We start from the raw sequence: 16128 nt of genomic DNA, 5'->3' as shown, positions 1-16128 counted from the left end.
AATCCCGTTCTGCTATGAACGGGATTTTTTTTGTTTAACATCAAAGGGCACGAAGGGGTGCGCAATTTTTAAGGTTTTCAAGTCTCGATGGTTTTGAAATTGAAAATCCATAACCCCCCACCAATTTTTCTTCGCATAACTTTGAAGGTCTATCTTTTTTCTCGTTCTTGAATTAGGTCAAGGAAAGACCAAGTTTTCAATAGCTATGCTAAAAAACTATGTAGCAGTTAAAAAAATACTTTTTCTAAAAACAGACACTATTGGCCAAGAAATAAAAATCAATACTCTACGACCCTAGAGGGAATGTAAACTGATTTGAAAACTGGCTGATATCAAAAAAAAAACACAAGATGCCCAGAATTGTAACCCGAGTAGAATATGATATAGTACGCTTACTCATGGTTATCAATATCTGGTGGCTGGGAGTAAAACTTTATAGAAATCCACTAACAGCCTTCAAAGTTGTAAAGCATCTCATTTCAGATTTCCAAGAGATGATTGGAAACAAAAAGTTGGTTCGTGCATTTAAAATTGATGGTAGGTATGCTTGGGATATGTTTAATCCCGCCTGGCCCTCACCTGGGTTTAATTCCTTTTTTCAATCTCATTTACAAGAAATCAAACCTACCAATCAAAACCAGTTCGGTCTGCGGAGGTTGTTAATTGCCATAACAAAACGCTGCCCCCTGGCCTGTGAACATTGTAGTGAAGCTGGCACGCTGTACAATAATGATGTGTTATCATGTGATGAGTTTATAAGCCGCATTGACAAATACGTATCTCAAGGTGTTGGTCAATTAATTTATTCCGGAGGAGAACCCTTGAGTCGATTTGATGATTTGCTTACGATGCTTAGCCGTTTTAAACCCAGTTGTGACCAGTGGATTTATACCTCTGGATTTGGACTGACATTAGAAAAAGCACAGCAACTTAAAAGAGCGGGACTTAATGGTGCCGCAATCAGTTTGGACAATCATTTAGAGAAAAGTCACAATACCTTTAGAGGAAGTAGCAAATCATTTTTCTGGGTACATGAGGCTGTAAAAAACCTTCAGGAAGTTGGTGTTTTGGTGGCTCTGAACGTTTGCCCTACCAAAGCATATATCGAATCTGGAGGAGTTGAAGAATTGATCGAGTTGGTAAAAAAATGGAACGTGCCGATTGTAAATCTATTAGAGCCTCGTGCCGTGGGGAACTATCAAGATAAAGATGTAGAGTTAGACATTCAGCACAAAGAACATCTCAAAAAGATTAGCGATCAATTCAATTTTGAGAGGGAGTTTCTAGACTATCCCACTGTTCTTTTTCCTGCAGGTTATCGCAAAGCAAAACCCTGCGGTGGTGGCATTAGCTACATGCTTTTAGACTATGATGGCACCTTGTATCCGTGCCCATTTTGCAAAGTGAAAATGCCTGAAGTACCAAAACAGGCAGCACTTTGTGAAGCTTAATTTGCTCCATTACAGGTTATGTTGAAAATTGATAGCCATAATAAATCTGTAGCTCTTCGAGTATTAATTTCTAGTTTTCACGATAACCCAGGCGTGCTTTGGGTTGTAAAAAAGGACCAGCAAATTGAAGAAAGGATCGCAGTTCTATGCAATTATTGTCTCACAGTTGCCATAGAGAAAGACGGTGCTTTTATTACCTCGGATGGAAAAGGCGTTGCTCTCATTTTTAAAAGTTGTAGGAAACAGCATTTTATGAATTGGTTGCTCGGATATGCCACCCTCTGGAGAAAATGCATAGGCTGGAACAGACCTTTGACCATCATAAAACGTGAGGCCGAAATAACTAAACGAAGGCCAAATGTAGAGCACCTTTATTTTTGGATGTTAGGTGTAGAAGATAGAAGCGAAGGCCTCAATCCTATTAAAGAAATTAGGGACTTTGTCTATGACTATTCAAAAAAAGAGAAGCTTCCAATCTTTGCAGAGACTGCCGCCAAAAATATGCTCCCTTTATACAGGCGTTATGGTTTTACTGTTTACGACGAGTGGGAAAATGACGGATTAAATGTTTGGTTTATCAAACGCCCTTTTGAATCAAACTAACTCTTAGCTTCCTTATTTTTTGCGATAAGTTGCTTTAAAGATTTATCATAGGAAGGTGAAAATGTCCCGAAAAGCTTGTCCCAGATACTTAGATAAATCCCAAAATTGTAGCGTACCAACTGATGATGTTGCTGATGATGCAAAGCCGTATTAAAAACTTCAAAGCCTTTCCACTTCTCAGCGCGCAACTCATATCCACAGTGACCATATACTGAAAGTAGGGACATAACTAGGGTAAATATGATCAAACCCAATTCTGGAATAGGTAGAATAATAGCAAGAAGTGGGACTATCCCTATCTGAATAACTCCTTCTAAAGGGTGGAACGAAAAGGCTGTCCATGGATTTGGATTGGTTGATTTATGGTGAATGGTGTGCACCTTTTTATAGAGAAACGGCACATGCAATAACCTATGCGAAAAATAAAAGTAGATGTCGTGTATACCCAAACAGATAAATACTGAAACGATAAGGAACCACCAATTCAGTTCCTCCAAAGTATAGATTGGCTCTAGTCTTAATAAATCATTTGTCTGAGCATAATCCATGAATGCACCGATAATGCCAAACACTCCAAGATTTAAAAATGTATAAGCGTATTCTTTATTGGTAGGCAAATTCGCTATCTCATCAATTTTAAGGGATGGCTTTTTCCTTTTTAACTGCTTGTTTAGAAATACAAAAAGGAGCACACTAAATAAAGAAAAGCCAGGTAAAATCCATATCCACATCATGCGACTTCCGCTAAACTCATTTGCAAACCATTTTTCTTTAAAAGCTTATAATGGGATAAATAGGCATTGATAAAACTTTCCTCATGATGATAAGGCAAGCCATACCGCATAGCTGTCTCTTTTATAATCGGTGTAATCTTCACATAATGCACATGGCATATATTGGGAAAAAGATGATGAGCTAAATGGTGATTAAACCCACCAAACAAGAAATTGAGAAACCAATTTGATGTTGCGAAATCTCTGATCGTATGCAACTGATGATGCGACCAGGAAGTGGTCATTTGTCCCGATTCATCAGGGAGAGGAAATGCAGAATCCTCCGCAACATGAGATGGAATAAGCGCTAAAGTGATCGTAATGCTTGCAGTAAAATTCATAAGCAAAAAACCAAGAAATAGCTGCCAACCACTTAAGGATGAGAAAATAAGTGGCAAAATAATTATATAAGAAACATAGATAATCTTGAAGAAAATTAGCTTGAGGTACTCCGATTTTTCATGTCCACGTAGCTTAAGTGAACCGATTTCTCGTTTTTTAAAATCCTGGAAATCACGAAAGAACAGCCAGTTTATGGTATATAGTAAGTACAAAAAAGGCGCATAAATAAACTGAAAGCGATGGTAACCCTTGATCTCGTCATTTGGGAAAATGCGAACCATGGGGTTTTGTTTAAGATCAGCATCTGCATTTAAGATGTTCGGAAAAATATGGTGAGAGAAAACATGACGCTTTTTCCAGATATACGAGTTTGCTCCGAGGAAATCAAATAGAAGTAAAAAACTACTATTAAGCCACTGCTTCTTAGAAATAGAGCCATGAGCTGCGTCATGTGCTACGTTGATCCCTATAAATATGGCAATAGGCCCCATGAAGGCCATTGCTATTAATGCTATTGAAGCTTGGTCAGTAAATAGTAAGACACCATACAACACAAGGTAAAGGAAAACTAAAAGCCCAGCCTTCGCAAAGAAAATTCCTGTTGCTAATCCTCTGGATTCTGAAGTTTTCACGTATTTAGCAACATCCCTTTTTACCTCTTCATAAAAACCATCAGTTTCTTGTAAAAAGTGAATTGGATGATCCATTATTTGGTGACTAGGTTATTATAAAATACGTTTTGATACAATTCTTGAGAGAACCTTGATAGCTCACCTGGGTTTTTGAAGTTCTTGAGTTTTGCGCGGTCCACTTTCCCTAGATATTCTTGCTTCGAAATGTAATAGCCTTTAGCTCGAAGAAATACAGTTCTTTCCATTTCCGATGAAACCGGAAGCCCTTCAAATTTTAATTCAGTGGAAGAGTCCATGCCGAGATGCTTCATATACACTTCATCATCAGCCAAGAGAACATCTAAGAAATCTTCTCCTTTATTGCCAGTAGCACTATTAGGCTTAATAACGGTAACGTTTAATTCATCCTGTTTTGAATAATCGACTCCTGCAAAGTCCAAATCCCAAAATCTAAATCCTGATTTAAGCCTAAACTCAACATTTTGATTGGCATTCTTAATTTCAAATGGAACAACAACAGAATTATAAGTAATATCACCAAGAAGCTCAATTTCATCGATTTGCTGCCAGCCTTCCTCGGTTTTCATTTCTACCAGTAACTTAATACCCTGCTCCCGCATCCATTGCTCACGCTCTTCTTTGGATTTATCCTCATTCTTCTCAATCCATTTTACATACTTGCTTCCGAATAGCGAGCTAAATTCATTATATACATAACCTGACCATTGGGTATTCTTTAAGTTCATCACCAATTTGCCGGTTTTCTCCCGGAGCGGGTTTTGAAATTCTAGCGAAATCGTACTCAATCCATCTGCTACATCTGAATCAAACTTATATGAGGATTCATCTTTAGCCGAAATTCTAGCTAAAACATAATCAGAATCCTCCTCTGAAACAGAACTTCTCGGTTTCAGAATTGTGTAAATGTTACCATCCATATCGGCCTCCACTGTCACGTTTTCGTCATGATTGACCACCACCAACTCAACCATATTGGTGAATTGATCTTCGTTCTCCTCGTTTGTAATGGTCAAAGAAAATGAGCTTTGATCCGAGAAATAATCAGGAAGTTTTTTCAGATCACTACGTTCTAGTTGTGATGCTTTAGCGCCAGTATAAAGTGAATTCACTTTTTTCACTTCATCACCGTCATTTATAAAAACATGTGGGCAACTACACGCAATGGCTAGAAATGTACCAAAAGCTACAACTGTTGAACCTGCTACTATGCCTACAATTGAACTGTTAGGTGTTGCACTTTTAGAAAGTGCAACATTCCTTATTTCTGCAAGTTGAAATGAAATTTCATTACTCGATAAATCAAAATTGTCAGTAAGCATAAAATGAATTTGCTTCACTGCATCCTTATCGGTTTTGCCCGGTTTTCTTGGCTGCTTTTTATTCCTCGACTTATCTGGAATTTTATTATAGTATTCTAAGGGAAGACCCACAAATGGCTTAAGTTTTCCCGAAACAATTTTTTCATTCTCATTAAATGAAACTTCATATAATTCCATCATCTGATCTCCACTATGCACCACCAGATAGTTCGAATCATCAAGTTGGCTCCAACCATCAGAAAGGGTTGGCGTTTTCTCATCTTCTACATTAGCCTTATAACGGTAACTCGCGCAGGATGTCAGGTAGATAAAGAGACAAGCAAACAATATATTCCCAATGAGATTTAGGGCCTTTATCATAGCAAAGTGGGTTAAGATTGGGTGAAAGTAAAACTTGTATTATTCTAATAATACTTCCTAAGAAATATAATCATTTTAACCCACATCTAAACTTTTGCGCAATCATTTCAAAAAGCTCTAGCATTGATTTATTTAGCTGTCAAAAAATATAGTAACCTCATATTATTAAAATTGTATAGAAATGTCTTCTTTCCTACCAGTAGCGAATGAAAAATATAATGCGACGGGGTAATACACTAGCTTTGAGTAATGAGTTTCACCTCATCCTGAGATTAGCTGATCCTCGAAAATAAGACAATTAGCATCCTAGAGAATACTCATAATAATTCTATTTTTCCATTCTACTCTCAAAATATGGGGACTTTCCTCTACTTCTCTCCTCCTCCAAAATTCATCTTGAAGCTTGCTCCAAATAGTCCATAGGTATCACCGTAACCAGAAACTTGCTTCAACTGATAATTGTAAAAAGGCATAACCACATAGTTGGCACCTTTAGTCTCCAAGACCCGAAGGTTAACTCCAAAATTCAACGTAGCAAATGGGTAGAACTTGCCACTTTTTGATTCTAGAGAGTTGTTTTCTACCACCGACTCTTGACGAAGTGAAACTGAAGAGTTACCCAAAGCATCATTTGCATAAAAAGCCGATTGGCGCTCCGTAGTATTCTCTTGACTGGCTGTTTGGTTCAGCGCGTAATAGTTCGAAAATCCAGCTTGTATAGATACTGAGTTGTTTCTGGTCACAGGATACTTCACGAAAACAGGCACTTCTACCTGCATCTGACGAACTTCCAACTTCTCTACCTGCGGATAAGTATTCCCTAAAGACATCACCGTACTTTCCTGCTCATTATTTTGGTTGAGGTAGTTCAAGCCAAGACCAGAACCAAGGGTAAGCTTGCCCGGCAGATCTATATCCACCAGCATTCCCAGTCCAATCGTCTGAGCAGTCGCTACCTGATTATCGCTTTGTATCGCTCCAAAACCTGGAGACAGTCCCATGCCTAATCCTACCGATGCTTTGTCTTTTGCGATAATAGGGAATTCATTTTCTGCTACAAACTTCTCCTTTTCCGTAAGTTTCGCAGACTCTTCAGCTTTTGCCAAAGCCAGCGTCTCCTTAGGTATCTCCAAATCAACTGGATTTTCCACTTCGCCCACTTTGGTAATAAGTGTCTGCTGTTGTGAGATTTGTTTTTCAGGCACTTGAGCTACAGTTTTTTCATTGGGAATTATTGGCGCCGTAGGCACTACCTTTTCCGTTTTCACAGGCTTTTCTATAGCCTTTTTTACAGGCTGAGGAACAGAAGCCAAAGCTTTTGTATCCGCAGGAGTTGTATCGGACTTTTGGACTTTAGGAGCTTCCTTCGCTGTTTTAGAGCCCGATGCATTTGTGTTTGGGACTAACTCGTCTGAATTTTCAGCAACTGCTTCAGATCCCCTTGTAGTTATCTCCTCAACTCTATTCTCCGGAGATTTTTCAGCACTTTCTGCCAGCTGAATTTCCGTAGAGCTAGGCGTACTATTTTCGGGAGTATCCACCGTATTCAGCCCCACTGCGATGAGCAGTAGAGACGCAGCAATCCCAGATGCCCAGTAGGCAATAGTTCTACGTTTGCGCTGTGCGCGCTTTTTCTGAAAACCTTCCCAAGCACCCAGTTCATAGGGCACGGAGGCTTCGACTAACTTCTTTTTAAGGGAAGCAGCGATTTCCTCATCTAGCTTATCTTCCTTCATATTCTTTCAAGTGTAATGATACTAATTTGCGTAGCTGAGACTTTGCTCTGGCCAGATAAACTCTGGAGGAGCTTTCTGTCAGACCCAGCTTTTCGCCCACTTCCTTATGACTATAGCCCTCTATCTCATAGAGATTGAACACCATTTTGTGATCGTCCTGTAATTGATTGATTAGGTTTATAATATCCTGAAAGGCCAAATCCTGAAGCGCATTCACTTCATGGAAAATGCCAGGTTCCTCGGACACGTCGGTTTGATTTTGAAACTTCTTCTGCTTGCGGAAATAGTCTATCGCGGTATTTACGGTGATTCGGCGAAGCCAAGCCTTTACAGACTGGAAGTCCTCAAATTTCTTGATCGATCCAAAAAACTTCATAAATGAGTCGTTGGTGATCTCATCGGCTAGGGCTTTATCTTTGGAATAGGACAGACTGATCCCCATGACATAGCCATAGTATTTTTTATAGAATACCTCTTCGTACTTAGCCGATCGTCGTTTGCAACCATCGATCAGCTCCTGATCAGTCCAATTCAATTCAAACCTATTAATCTATAATTTACGACATCCATGTTGGAGTCGGGATCTTCACTTCTTAGCTATTCATTTGCTCAGCTCCTCAGAGGAGTTTTCTATTGAGCTTTTCTCCGTAATTGACTTAACTATTGCACTTTCCTCCATTTGAATTGTGGAACTCATGCAATCAGTAATTCCCTCGAGATTCTGAGGATAGCGACGGTTTGTAGCAAAATTAGATGCTTCCATCGGGAATTCCTTGTTGATCAAGTCATTCTCTGGGCCCGCATTTAGTGCGCTGCTCGCAAATATCAAAACCAAATAGATCCTTAGAAGTGTGTTCATCTTTCTTTATTACCCTGACGGGGTTCTTGCTCAAGACGCTACAGTAGGAGGAGAATATTTTTGAGGGAGGGACTTAAAATGGATGAATTTAAAATTTAAAATGGTGAATCGAATGTAAAAAGTTGTCGGTTGTTAGTTGCTTGCTTTTCAGTGTTAATGATCAATGTTCAAATTCAATTGTCAATTTTCAACTTGACATAATGAAATTAAAGAATAAAGGCCAATACTAGCTGCGTTCTCTGTGCATCCCGATAGCTCGGGACACCGTGACCTCTGTGGTAAGAAACTGATAAAAGTCAGGCCTAGCACTGATGCCAAGCAGGCAAAGGGGCTATGATTGAGCCTAATTTTACTTTTTCAAATAAGTGCAAATTTCATCCTAGTTATATATGAATTCTCAATCTCTGACACACACTTTCCACATCCCAGTTATGGGGTTAGGATATACCGTAGACACGCCAATAAAAGTGGCCAAATATGGCATTTCCAGCGTGATCTCCATCATGGATGATCATCTGCTCGAAGACATGCGAAAAATCTACTCGAAGAAATTTGTGCGTGAATTCATTCCTATCCCGGATACTGATGAGGATTATCGGGCAAAGCGAATTACTGCCTACCTGGATTTGACTCAGTCTCTCGTAGAAGAGCAATTCAATAAATTGATCAATGAGAACTGGGAAACAAATACCGAATTCAGTAAGTACCTGGATCTTTTGCCTCAAAACACTGTGCTGCTGGACTTGTTTGCAAAGCTGGAAACGGCTTCGGATTCTGAGAAATTTCAACTCAAAGAAGAATTGAAATCCAAACTGAGTATAGGCGCAGTCGACGTGAACATCATGACGAAAGTGGACAAGATCAACATCGATAAAGCAGGCAATGAATTACCACGAGAATACTCGGATGCCCTGTCTGCCTTGAGAGGTTTCGCCAAGAGCAAAGCAAATGGATCGGTGGTATTCTCCGCAGGCATGAATCCGGCTTTATATGGGTATGCAGAGCATTTTTCGGAATTTTACCCAAATCAATTCGGAGAGATTTCGAAGGGAATTATCCTAAAAGTGAGTGACTATAGATCTGCTTTGATTCAAGGGAAATTCTTAGCAAAGAAGGGTCTTTGGGTCTCCGAATTCAGAATAGAATCTGGTCTGAACTGCGGAGGTCATGCATTTGCAACTGATGGTTTTCTGATCGGACCGATTTTGGAAGAGTTCAAAAACAACAGAAATGACTTGTTTCAAACACTTTTTGAAACTTGTCAAGGCGCACTGGAAAACAAAGAATTAACTAAGCTATCAAGCGCCCCCACTTTCAAGATTACCTACCAAGGAGGTATAGGAACGGCGAGTGAAGACAACTTCTTACGTGAATACTACGAACTGGACGGAACTGGCTGGGGAAGTCCTTTTCTCCTCGTACCTGAAGCTACCTCAGTAGATGACGATACGCTGGAGCGTTTGTTCCAAGCAAAGAAATCCGACTACTACCTCAGCCATGCTTCGCCCTTAGGTGTGCCTTTCAACAACCTGCGAACTTCCTCAGGTGAAGAACAGCGTCAGGCTAGAATTGAGAAGAACAGAGCCGGAAGCCCATGCTATAAGAAGTTTTTGATGAATAACACTGAGTTCACAGACAAGCCAATTTGTACCGCTTCCAGGCAATATCAAGACCTCAAAGCCAAGCAATTCGAGGCTGGAGAAATAGAAGGTGAAGAAATGGAAAAGGTGGAAGCAAAAGACTGTCTATGCGAAGGACTGAGTGCACCCGCGATTTTGGCAGCAGGAGAAACGCCAAGACGAAATCTCAATGCAGTGACCATTTGTCCTGGACCGAATCTGGCTTACTTTAAAGGCACTTTTTCACTCAAAGAAATGGCTGATCATATCTATGGCAAGTTATCTCTGAAAGTGGATATCGAAAGACCTCACGTTTTTGTGAAGGAATTGCAGCTGTATGTCACCTATTTGAAAAAGGAATTTGAAACAAAAGTCACTGAGAAAGTGGCCAAGAAAGAGGCGTATTTAGAAAAATTCAGAAATAACCTGATCCAAGGAGTAGAATATTATCAAGAGTTGATCGATAAAGTAGAGATAGATTCTAGTGCTATACTTGAAAAAATGGCAGATCAATTTTCAAAAATCAAATGCGAAATCGAACAGTTAAGTAAGCCTGTAGAAGCTAGCCTGACCTAAGAGACGATCTATGTAATAATTGTAACCCAAGTAACTAAAAAGCGCTGAAAGCTACTCCAACCACCTATCGGCTAACTTGCGATCTCGCAAGGGAAATGCTTTCAGCTCACTTTTTAGCACCAAGGGGTTTAAAATAAAAATCAAAGCCCGCAGCCAAGTACTATCTGTGAGCATGGCGTATTTGGAAAGCTTAGGAAGCATTCTCCAATCGCCTAATAAAGCATTTTTCATCCCTTCAAAGCTCTTATAGCCTTTGAAAGAAATTACAATCGCCAATACTTTTAAGGCACTATTTTCAGCCAGTTGATCTCTTGCCTCCTGCAACTGACGCATATCATCGGCTGTGATTTTTCCATTGATCACGTAGCTTATCAATCCTTTTTTCTGAGAATAATTAACCTCCATCATTCCTTTAAACCGCGCTAAACACAAAGTGTTTAGGTGCCGGCACTTCGGACTTCTATCTTATCATTCTGCTTTCAAGATGGAAGCGGGATTAGCTCTCACTATTTTCCAAATCTGAGAACTGACTGTCCCGGCGATTACGAGAAATAAAACCAAAAGCCCAAGACCTAAGGGAATCACCCCTACGCCTGAATTGAAAGCGAAGAAGCTATTGAGAAAAGTAGAAACAAGAACAATCGACAATCCTCCACCCAACAGCGAGGCAATTCCCCAAATAATCAAATATCGCTTGGCTAGCTTCATGGACAAGTCACCCAAATCGGCACCAAACACTTTTCTCACACAGAAATCTTTGATGCGGGAATTCATATTCAAAGACACCAATCCAAAGAGTCCCAGTGCTGCCAAAACCACAGCAAGTATCGCGGAGAACAAGAGAATGTTGCTTACTCCCTTTACATCATTGAACTCATGGTCAAATACCTCAGTTTGCAATTTTCCCGTAAAAAGACCGCGTGGGATCGTTTCATGCCAGATTTTTTTCACTGCCTGCATGGAAGATGCCGCCGTTCCCGGAGTCATTTTCAGCGTGAGGTAATTAAATGTAGTGTCCGGAGATGCTCTGATCGCCATAGGCTCAATAGACATCTGGAAGAAAACTGTGTGAAAATCCTCCACCACTCCTACCACTGCATAGCTTGCACTATCAATGGTGATTTTTTCATCCACAGGAAAGCTAAGGCCTAGCCGATCAAGAAAAGCTTCATTCACCAGAATAGATTCCTGTGTATCAGAGATCAGTTCCGGATTGAACATTCGTCCTTCTTTCAATTTTAAATCAAGCAATTCCGGATAAGTAGCCTCAGCATTCAGAAGGCTGATTTCATACTTTTCATCCTGAAAAACTATTTCCTCCTCCCTTATCCAATTCCCTACGAAATCTTGACTACCACTGATTTCCGTAACAGAAGCGAGTGCAGAGAGCTTGTTTTTAAGAGGAATATAGTCTTGAGAACTAGGCACATTTACAATGATCTTGTCCGCACTAGTATATCCCCAGTCTCGATTTGAATTGATGTAATTCGTCTGCACAAAAGCAACTCCTGCTACTATACTTATGATCGCGAGCGTAAACTGGAAAGTCAGCAAGACACTTGTCAGAAGACTTTTACTTCCAATTTGCTGATTGCCTTTAAGGATATTGATAGGTTTAAAGGAGGTGATATAAATAGCAGGATACAATCCGGAAACCAAGGTGATGAATAACAACATTGCTCCCAAAAACAGCCAAATGTATGCATCATTAAAGAGGTCTATTTTAAGATTTTTAGAAGCTATATCATTAAATCCAGGCACGAAAATAAAGGCTGCCAACAAGCAACCCAGCACTATAGCCATAAAGCAGACCATGAGATTTTCACTGAGAAACTGAGCGATCAATTGCCCCTTATTGCTACCAATCACCTTACGAACACCTATTTCCTTGAGTCGTCTGAAAGCCATCAGTATGGAAATATTGATGTAATTGAACACCGCCAAAATCAATATGAAAGTACCGATTGCCGCTAGCAGTAGCTGCGGAGCAACGGCCAAGAAGCTAACCACACCTCTTTCTATGTTCTCTGAATTTTTGACCAAATCATTGAAAGATTCTAGCTGAATGCTCAGGTAAGGATTTTCAGGATCTATTTTATTCTGGGTCTTCACCATTTCAGCAAAACCTGCATTTAGATCCCCAAGATCCGTCCCATTTTCCACCTGAATAAATGTCCACAATTCTGACTTCCAAGCATCTTTAAGAGGCAGAGTCAATTCGGCATTTGAGCGATTGGAAATATTCACCAACAGGTCAAAATTGAACATCTCCATGTCATTGAATTCCTTGAATACCCCTCCTACTTTAAAGATCTTTTCCTCTCCATTAGAAACTAATGCGATTTCCTGACCTATGGGATGAGTGTCGCCAAAGAGTTTTTCGGAAAGCTCTTCAGTCAGGATAACTTGCTCAGGTTCGTTCAAAGCACCTGGATAGCCATACAACATGGAATAAGTAAACATCTCCATGTATCCTGGATCCACGTATTGGGCACGCTGGAAGTAACTTTCGTTTTTGTGAATAAGAATTGGTAAATCTATCTGAATGCGTGTTTGCGCTTTGACATTTGGCAATGCTTCGCTGATCATTTCCGATATAGGTTCAGCGATAGTCCCAAAAGTGGTTTTTCCATTTTCACCTTCGGCCGTATAAGTAATCTGGTAAATCTCATCTTTATTCTCCTGATGCATGCCCTTGAACCAAACTTGCTCAATAAACAGATAGGCAACCAAACAACAACCCACCGCAGCGGCTAGCCCAAAAATCGAGATAAAGGTGGTTCCTTTTTGCTTGAGAAGATTTCTCCAGCCTATTTTCATGTAGTTCTTAAACATTGCTCCGTGGTTATAAGTCTGATAAGAAGGTCTTGTTCGTCTGATATTGCCCCACCTGAAAAAGCTGAGCACGTGAATGAAAAATCGGAATCTGGCATAGCCTACTCCCCGCTCCTCCAAATTCATATAAAAAAGCTCATAGGCATCTCCCTGTATTTGCTCCAATCGACTGGGATTGCAGTAGAATTCCAGAAAACGATCTGGCCATTTGGGTGGGTGATGCTTTAGCTTAGTATCCATGGGAAAAGTCTAAAGCCAATGGAGGAATTTGCTCAAAAAGTTTATTTCTAAGATTTTTGACTTCTTCGATAGCCGACCTGCCTGTTGCCGAAAGTGTGAATAGGCGCTTTCTTCTCCCTCCTCTTTCTTCAGTCGCGCCTCCCATGTAGGATTTCAAAAAGCCTTTTTCTTCCAATCTGTTCAAGACCGTATGAATTGCCGATATATTGACTTTTCTACCTGTTTGATTTTTGATCTCTTCCAATACAGCGACGCCGTAAGCCTCTTTATCCAAGATCCCCACAGTCAGCAAAATCAACTCTTCCAATTCACCCAAATGATAGCCTTTCATAAACGTCTTTTATTATATTTACAAAAGTAAATGCAATACATTACTTTTATATTTGTAAATGATATTAGAATAAAGATATTGCAGGCAATTTTCACTTAGATCTCAAGCCTGAATTGGATCATCAGAAAACTTAAATAGGCATATGTATTTCGCTCTTTCAGAGCTTGTGCAAATGAATTACCTTTTTCCACCCAGCCCTATCGGACTGGGCTAGGGTATTTTGAGTTTTCAGCCCTTTTTTCCTTAGATGAGAGAAATCTCAATTGTGTTTTATGAATATCCCCCTTTGTAAAAGTATAACCCCGATGAACTAAAGATAATTTAACCCATATTTTTGGTAACCAGCAATACGATAATTTCTGGACAAGTCCGCTTGTCGTCTGACAGGCTCCGAAGGAGTCAAACCATTCATAACCCTTTACGAAGTGCAGGGCAAAGAAAGCTTCAAATATTCTAAAGCCCTAAAAGGGCGAAACTTTACAGTTACACCCCTTCGGGGCTTTATTTTTCTAACGTTTTTCGTTGCCCCCGGCTTTGCCGAGGGTTATGAATTGTTTCAATCCTTCGGATTTTTTCAAAGGAAACGAATACTATTATCAAACAGATAAGTTATCAAAAATTGTACACTGGCAGAAAAGCGGATATACACAATAAAAAATATTCAGAGATGAAAGCTTCACTAAATCGCAAATAAGAATAAATCCTGCTTCTGGAGAAGCAGGATAGCACAATATGTACTCTCTGCGTAATCATCCGTGTCCACCGCGGTTAAAAATTTTCAAAAAAACTACTTTTTCTGCGTTAGAATCTGCTTCTCCTTATCCAAAACGACCTTTAAATCGGCATAACTCAGCTCCTGAACTGGAATCCCTTGATCAATTGCCAAGGAAGCTGCGGCAGCGGCTGACTGTCCCAAGATCATAAAAACAGGCTCCATTCGGATCGAACCGAAAGCCGTGTGTGAACTCGAGACGCACACAGGAACAAGCAGATTGGTGCATTCTTCTTTTTTGGGTAAAAGTGTTCCCAGAGAAATAGAATAGGGTTTCTCAGCATGAACTCCTATATCACCCTCATTTTGCACAAAACCGTCTGAGGTCACAAATCGCTGCGCATTATGTGAATCCAAGGAATATGAACCCATTCCTACTGGCTCAGGAACAGATTTAGCACCAAGTACATCGTGTTCAGTCATTACATAAGCACCTATCATTCGTCTCGCTTCACGTACATAGATCTGATGTGGCCAGTTTCCATTGTCTGTAAACTCATCCTTCGCCAATCCCCATTGCGTCATTTCTTCACGAACTACAGCCGGCACGTTGGGATCATTTGCCAAGTAGTAAATCAAACCTTTCTGGTAGTCAATATGCTCTTGAAGAATTTGCTTTCTCTCTTCATAGCTAGCTTCAGGATAAGTGTAATTCTTCCCTATATAATCAGTCGAAAAAGGTCCGTGGTTATTGGTATCCGTTTTCAGATTTGGAATTGGATCATACTTCTCAAAAGTATCATCCCGTCCAGCTGCATAGACCCGAGCCAGGAGTTCATAGCGAGCTGGATCGTAGTTATCTGGTTTCGCAAAGGGCACTCTATTGTCAGGATGACGACTAAGCGCCATTCTATAATTATATGCTTGAATTCTCTTGTCTCCTTCACCATTCTCTCCAGAAGGATCAGCTGATATTTCAGGCAGTAATCCGCTCGAAGGATCATCAGCGATAATATAAGGGCTAATATTCTTGTCAAAATAATGTCGATGCTGATATACGCCCACTTGCACACCATTCCACTTTTCACCGTAAGTCGAATTAGATTCCCTACCCACGTGAAAGCTCACACCAGCAGCGGCCATCAGATCTCCTTCGTATGTCGCATCGATAAATACTTTTCCTCTATAGGTTTTGCCTGATAGCGTCTTGATCTGAGTGATCTCCCCATTCTCTTTTGTCACGCCAGTCTCCCTATCCAGCCATTCATCTCGGTGTATTTCCAGCTCATTCTCTTTTGTAAAATCCTCGAAAATTTGCTCTGCTACATGGGGTTCAAAAATCCACATGGTTCGATTCTCCCCGTCCATCGCAGGCGTACCTTGCCCTTTGTTGCCGTACTCTTCCTTTTTCTGCCACTTCCAGGCCGAATCGGTTTGGTAATGTATATAAACGCGATGGTAAAACTCACGCGCCAAACCACCAATTACAGATTTGTTTCCCGTATCCGTATATCCCAATCCACCGGAAGACAGACCTCCCAAGTGTTTATCAGGAGAAACTATAATGACAGACTTGCCCATCTTCTTAGCCTGCACCGCCGCTGTGATAGCTGCTGAAGTCCCACCATAAATAATCAGGTCGGCGTCATAGTCAGAAGTACTTTCAGGTTGGCAGGAAAAGGATAACAATAGGATAAAAAGGCTGGATAAAAATTTCAT

The 16128-nt window shown here is 40.3% G+C and carries 13 protein-coding genes; 3 read left to right on the top strand and 10 right to left on the bottom strand.

Annotated features, from left to right (window positions below; all coding sequences use genetic code 11):
* The first annotated feature begins 398 nt into the window (after positions 1-398).
* Positions 399-1451 carry a radical SAM/SPASM domain-containing protein gene (locus ESV85_RS13340; protein WP_191322010.1) on the top strand — a complete coding sequence of 351 codons (1053 nt, stop codon included), beginning with the start codon at positions 399-401 and terminating at the stop codon, positions 1449-1451.
* A gap of 18 nt (positions 1452-1469) precedes the next feature.
* A complete protein-coding gene (locus ESV85_RS13335; protein WP_146918384.1) occupies positions 1470-2054 on the top strand; it encodes a hypothetical protein in 585 nt (194 codons plus the stop codon).
* Here ESV85_RS13335 and ESV85_RS13330 read toward each other — a convergent pair.
* The 6 genes from ESV85_RS13330 to ESV85_RS13305 form a co-directional block, all read right to left on the bottom strand.
* A complete protein-coding gene (locus ESV85_RS13330; RefSeq protein ID WP_146918382.1) occupies positions 2051-2788 on the bottom strand; it encodes a sterol desaturase family protein in 738 nt (245 codons plus the stop codon). The genes ESV85_RS13335 and ESV85_RS13330 overlap by 4 nt on opposite strands.
* Positions 2785-3876: a fatty acid desaturase family protein gene (locus ESV85_RS13325; protein WP_146918380.1), complete on the bottom strand. Its 1092-nt coding sequence runs from the start codon at positions 3874-3876 to the stop codon at positions 2785-2787. The genes ESV85_RS13330 and ESV85_RS13325 overlap by 4 nt, the downstream gene beginning before the upstream one ends.
* Positions 3876-5501 (bottom strand): hypothetical protein, encoded by a 1626-nt coding sequence (locus ESV85_RS13320; protein ID WP_146918379.1) that lies wholly within the window; start codon positions 5499-5501, stop codon positions 3876-3878. The genes ESV85_RS13325 and ESV85_RS13320 overlap by 1 nt, the downstream gene beginning before the upstream one ends.
* Positions 5502-5869: 368 nt before the next feature.
* On the bottom strand, positions 5870-7237 hold the full coding sequence (locus ESV85_RS13315; protein ID WP_146918377.1) for a hypothetical protein: 1368 nt from the start codon (positions 7235-7237) through the stop codon (positions 5870-5872).
* Positions 7224-7772 (bottom strand): RNA polymerase sigma factor, encoded by a 549-nt coding sequence (locus tag ESV85_RS13310; RefSeq protein ID WP_146918375.1) that lies wholly within the window; start codon positions 7770-7772, stop codon positions 7224-7226. Before ESV85_RS13310 ends, ESV85_RS13315 begins: the two co-directional genes overlap by 14 nt.
* A 66-nt stretch (positions 7773-7838) precedes the next feature.
* Positions 7839-8096, bottom strand: a complete 258-nt coding sequence (locus tag ESV85_RS13305) for a hypothetical protein (RefSeq protein WP_146918374.1) — start codon at positions 8094-8096, stop codon at positions 7839-7841.
* A gap of 389 nt (positions 8097-8485) precedes the next feature.
* Here ESV85_RS13305 and ESV85_RS13300 point away from each other — a divergent pair, with 389 nt between their 5' ends.
* Positions 8486-10291: a hypothetical protein gene (locus ESV85_RS13300; RefSeq protein WP_146918372.1), complete on the top strand. Its 1806-nt coding sequence runs from the start codon at positions 8486-8488 to the stop codon at positions 10289-10291.
* A gap of 51 nt (positions 10292-10342) precedes the next feature.
* Here ESV85_RS13300 and ESV85_RS13295 read toward each other — a convergent pair whose 3' ends face one another.
* From ESV85_RS13295 to ESV85_RS13280, 4 genes are all read right to left on the bottom strand, one after another.
* Positions 10343-10699 (bottom strand): STAS/SEC14 domain-containing protein, encoded by a 357-nt coding sequence (locus tag ESV85_RS13295; protein ID WP_146918370.1) that lies wholly within the window; start codon positions 10697-10699, stop codon positions 10343-10345.
* A 60-nt stretch (positions 10700-10759) separates the two neighbouring features.
* Positions 10760-13366, bottom strand: coding sequence for an ABC transporter permease (locus ESV85_RS13290; RefSeq protein WP_146918368.1), 2607 nt, complete (start codon positions 13364-13366; stop codon positions 10760-10762).
* On the bottom strand, positions 13356-13697 hold the full coding sequence (locus ESV85_RS13285; RefSeq protein WP_146918366.1) for a PadR family transcriptional regulator: 342 nt from the start codon (positions 13695-13697) through the stop codon (positions 13356-13358). Before ESV85_RS13285 ends, ESV85_RS13290 begins: the two co-directional genes overlap by 11 nt.
* A 787-nt stretch (positions 13698-14484) precedes the next feature.
* Positions 14485-16128: an FAD-dependent oxidoreductase gene (locus ESV85_RS13280; RefSeq protein WP_146918364.1), complete on the bottom strand. Its 1644-nt coding sequence runs from the start codon at positions 16126-16128 to the stop codon at positions 14485-14487.

This window comes from Algoriphagus aquimarinus (assembly GCF_007997215.1).
Lineage (GTDB): Bacteria > Bacteroidota > Bacteroidia > Cytophagales > Cyclobacteriaceae > Algoriphagus > Algoriphagus aquimarinus_A.
The sequence above is the reverse complement of the archived record's forward strand: the minus strand, read 5'-3'. Positions and strand labels throughout refer to the sequence as shown.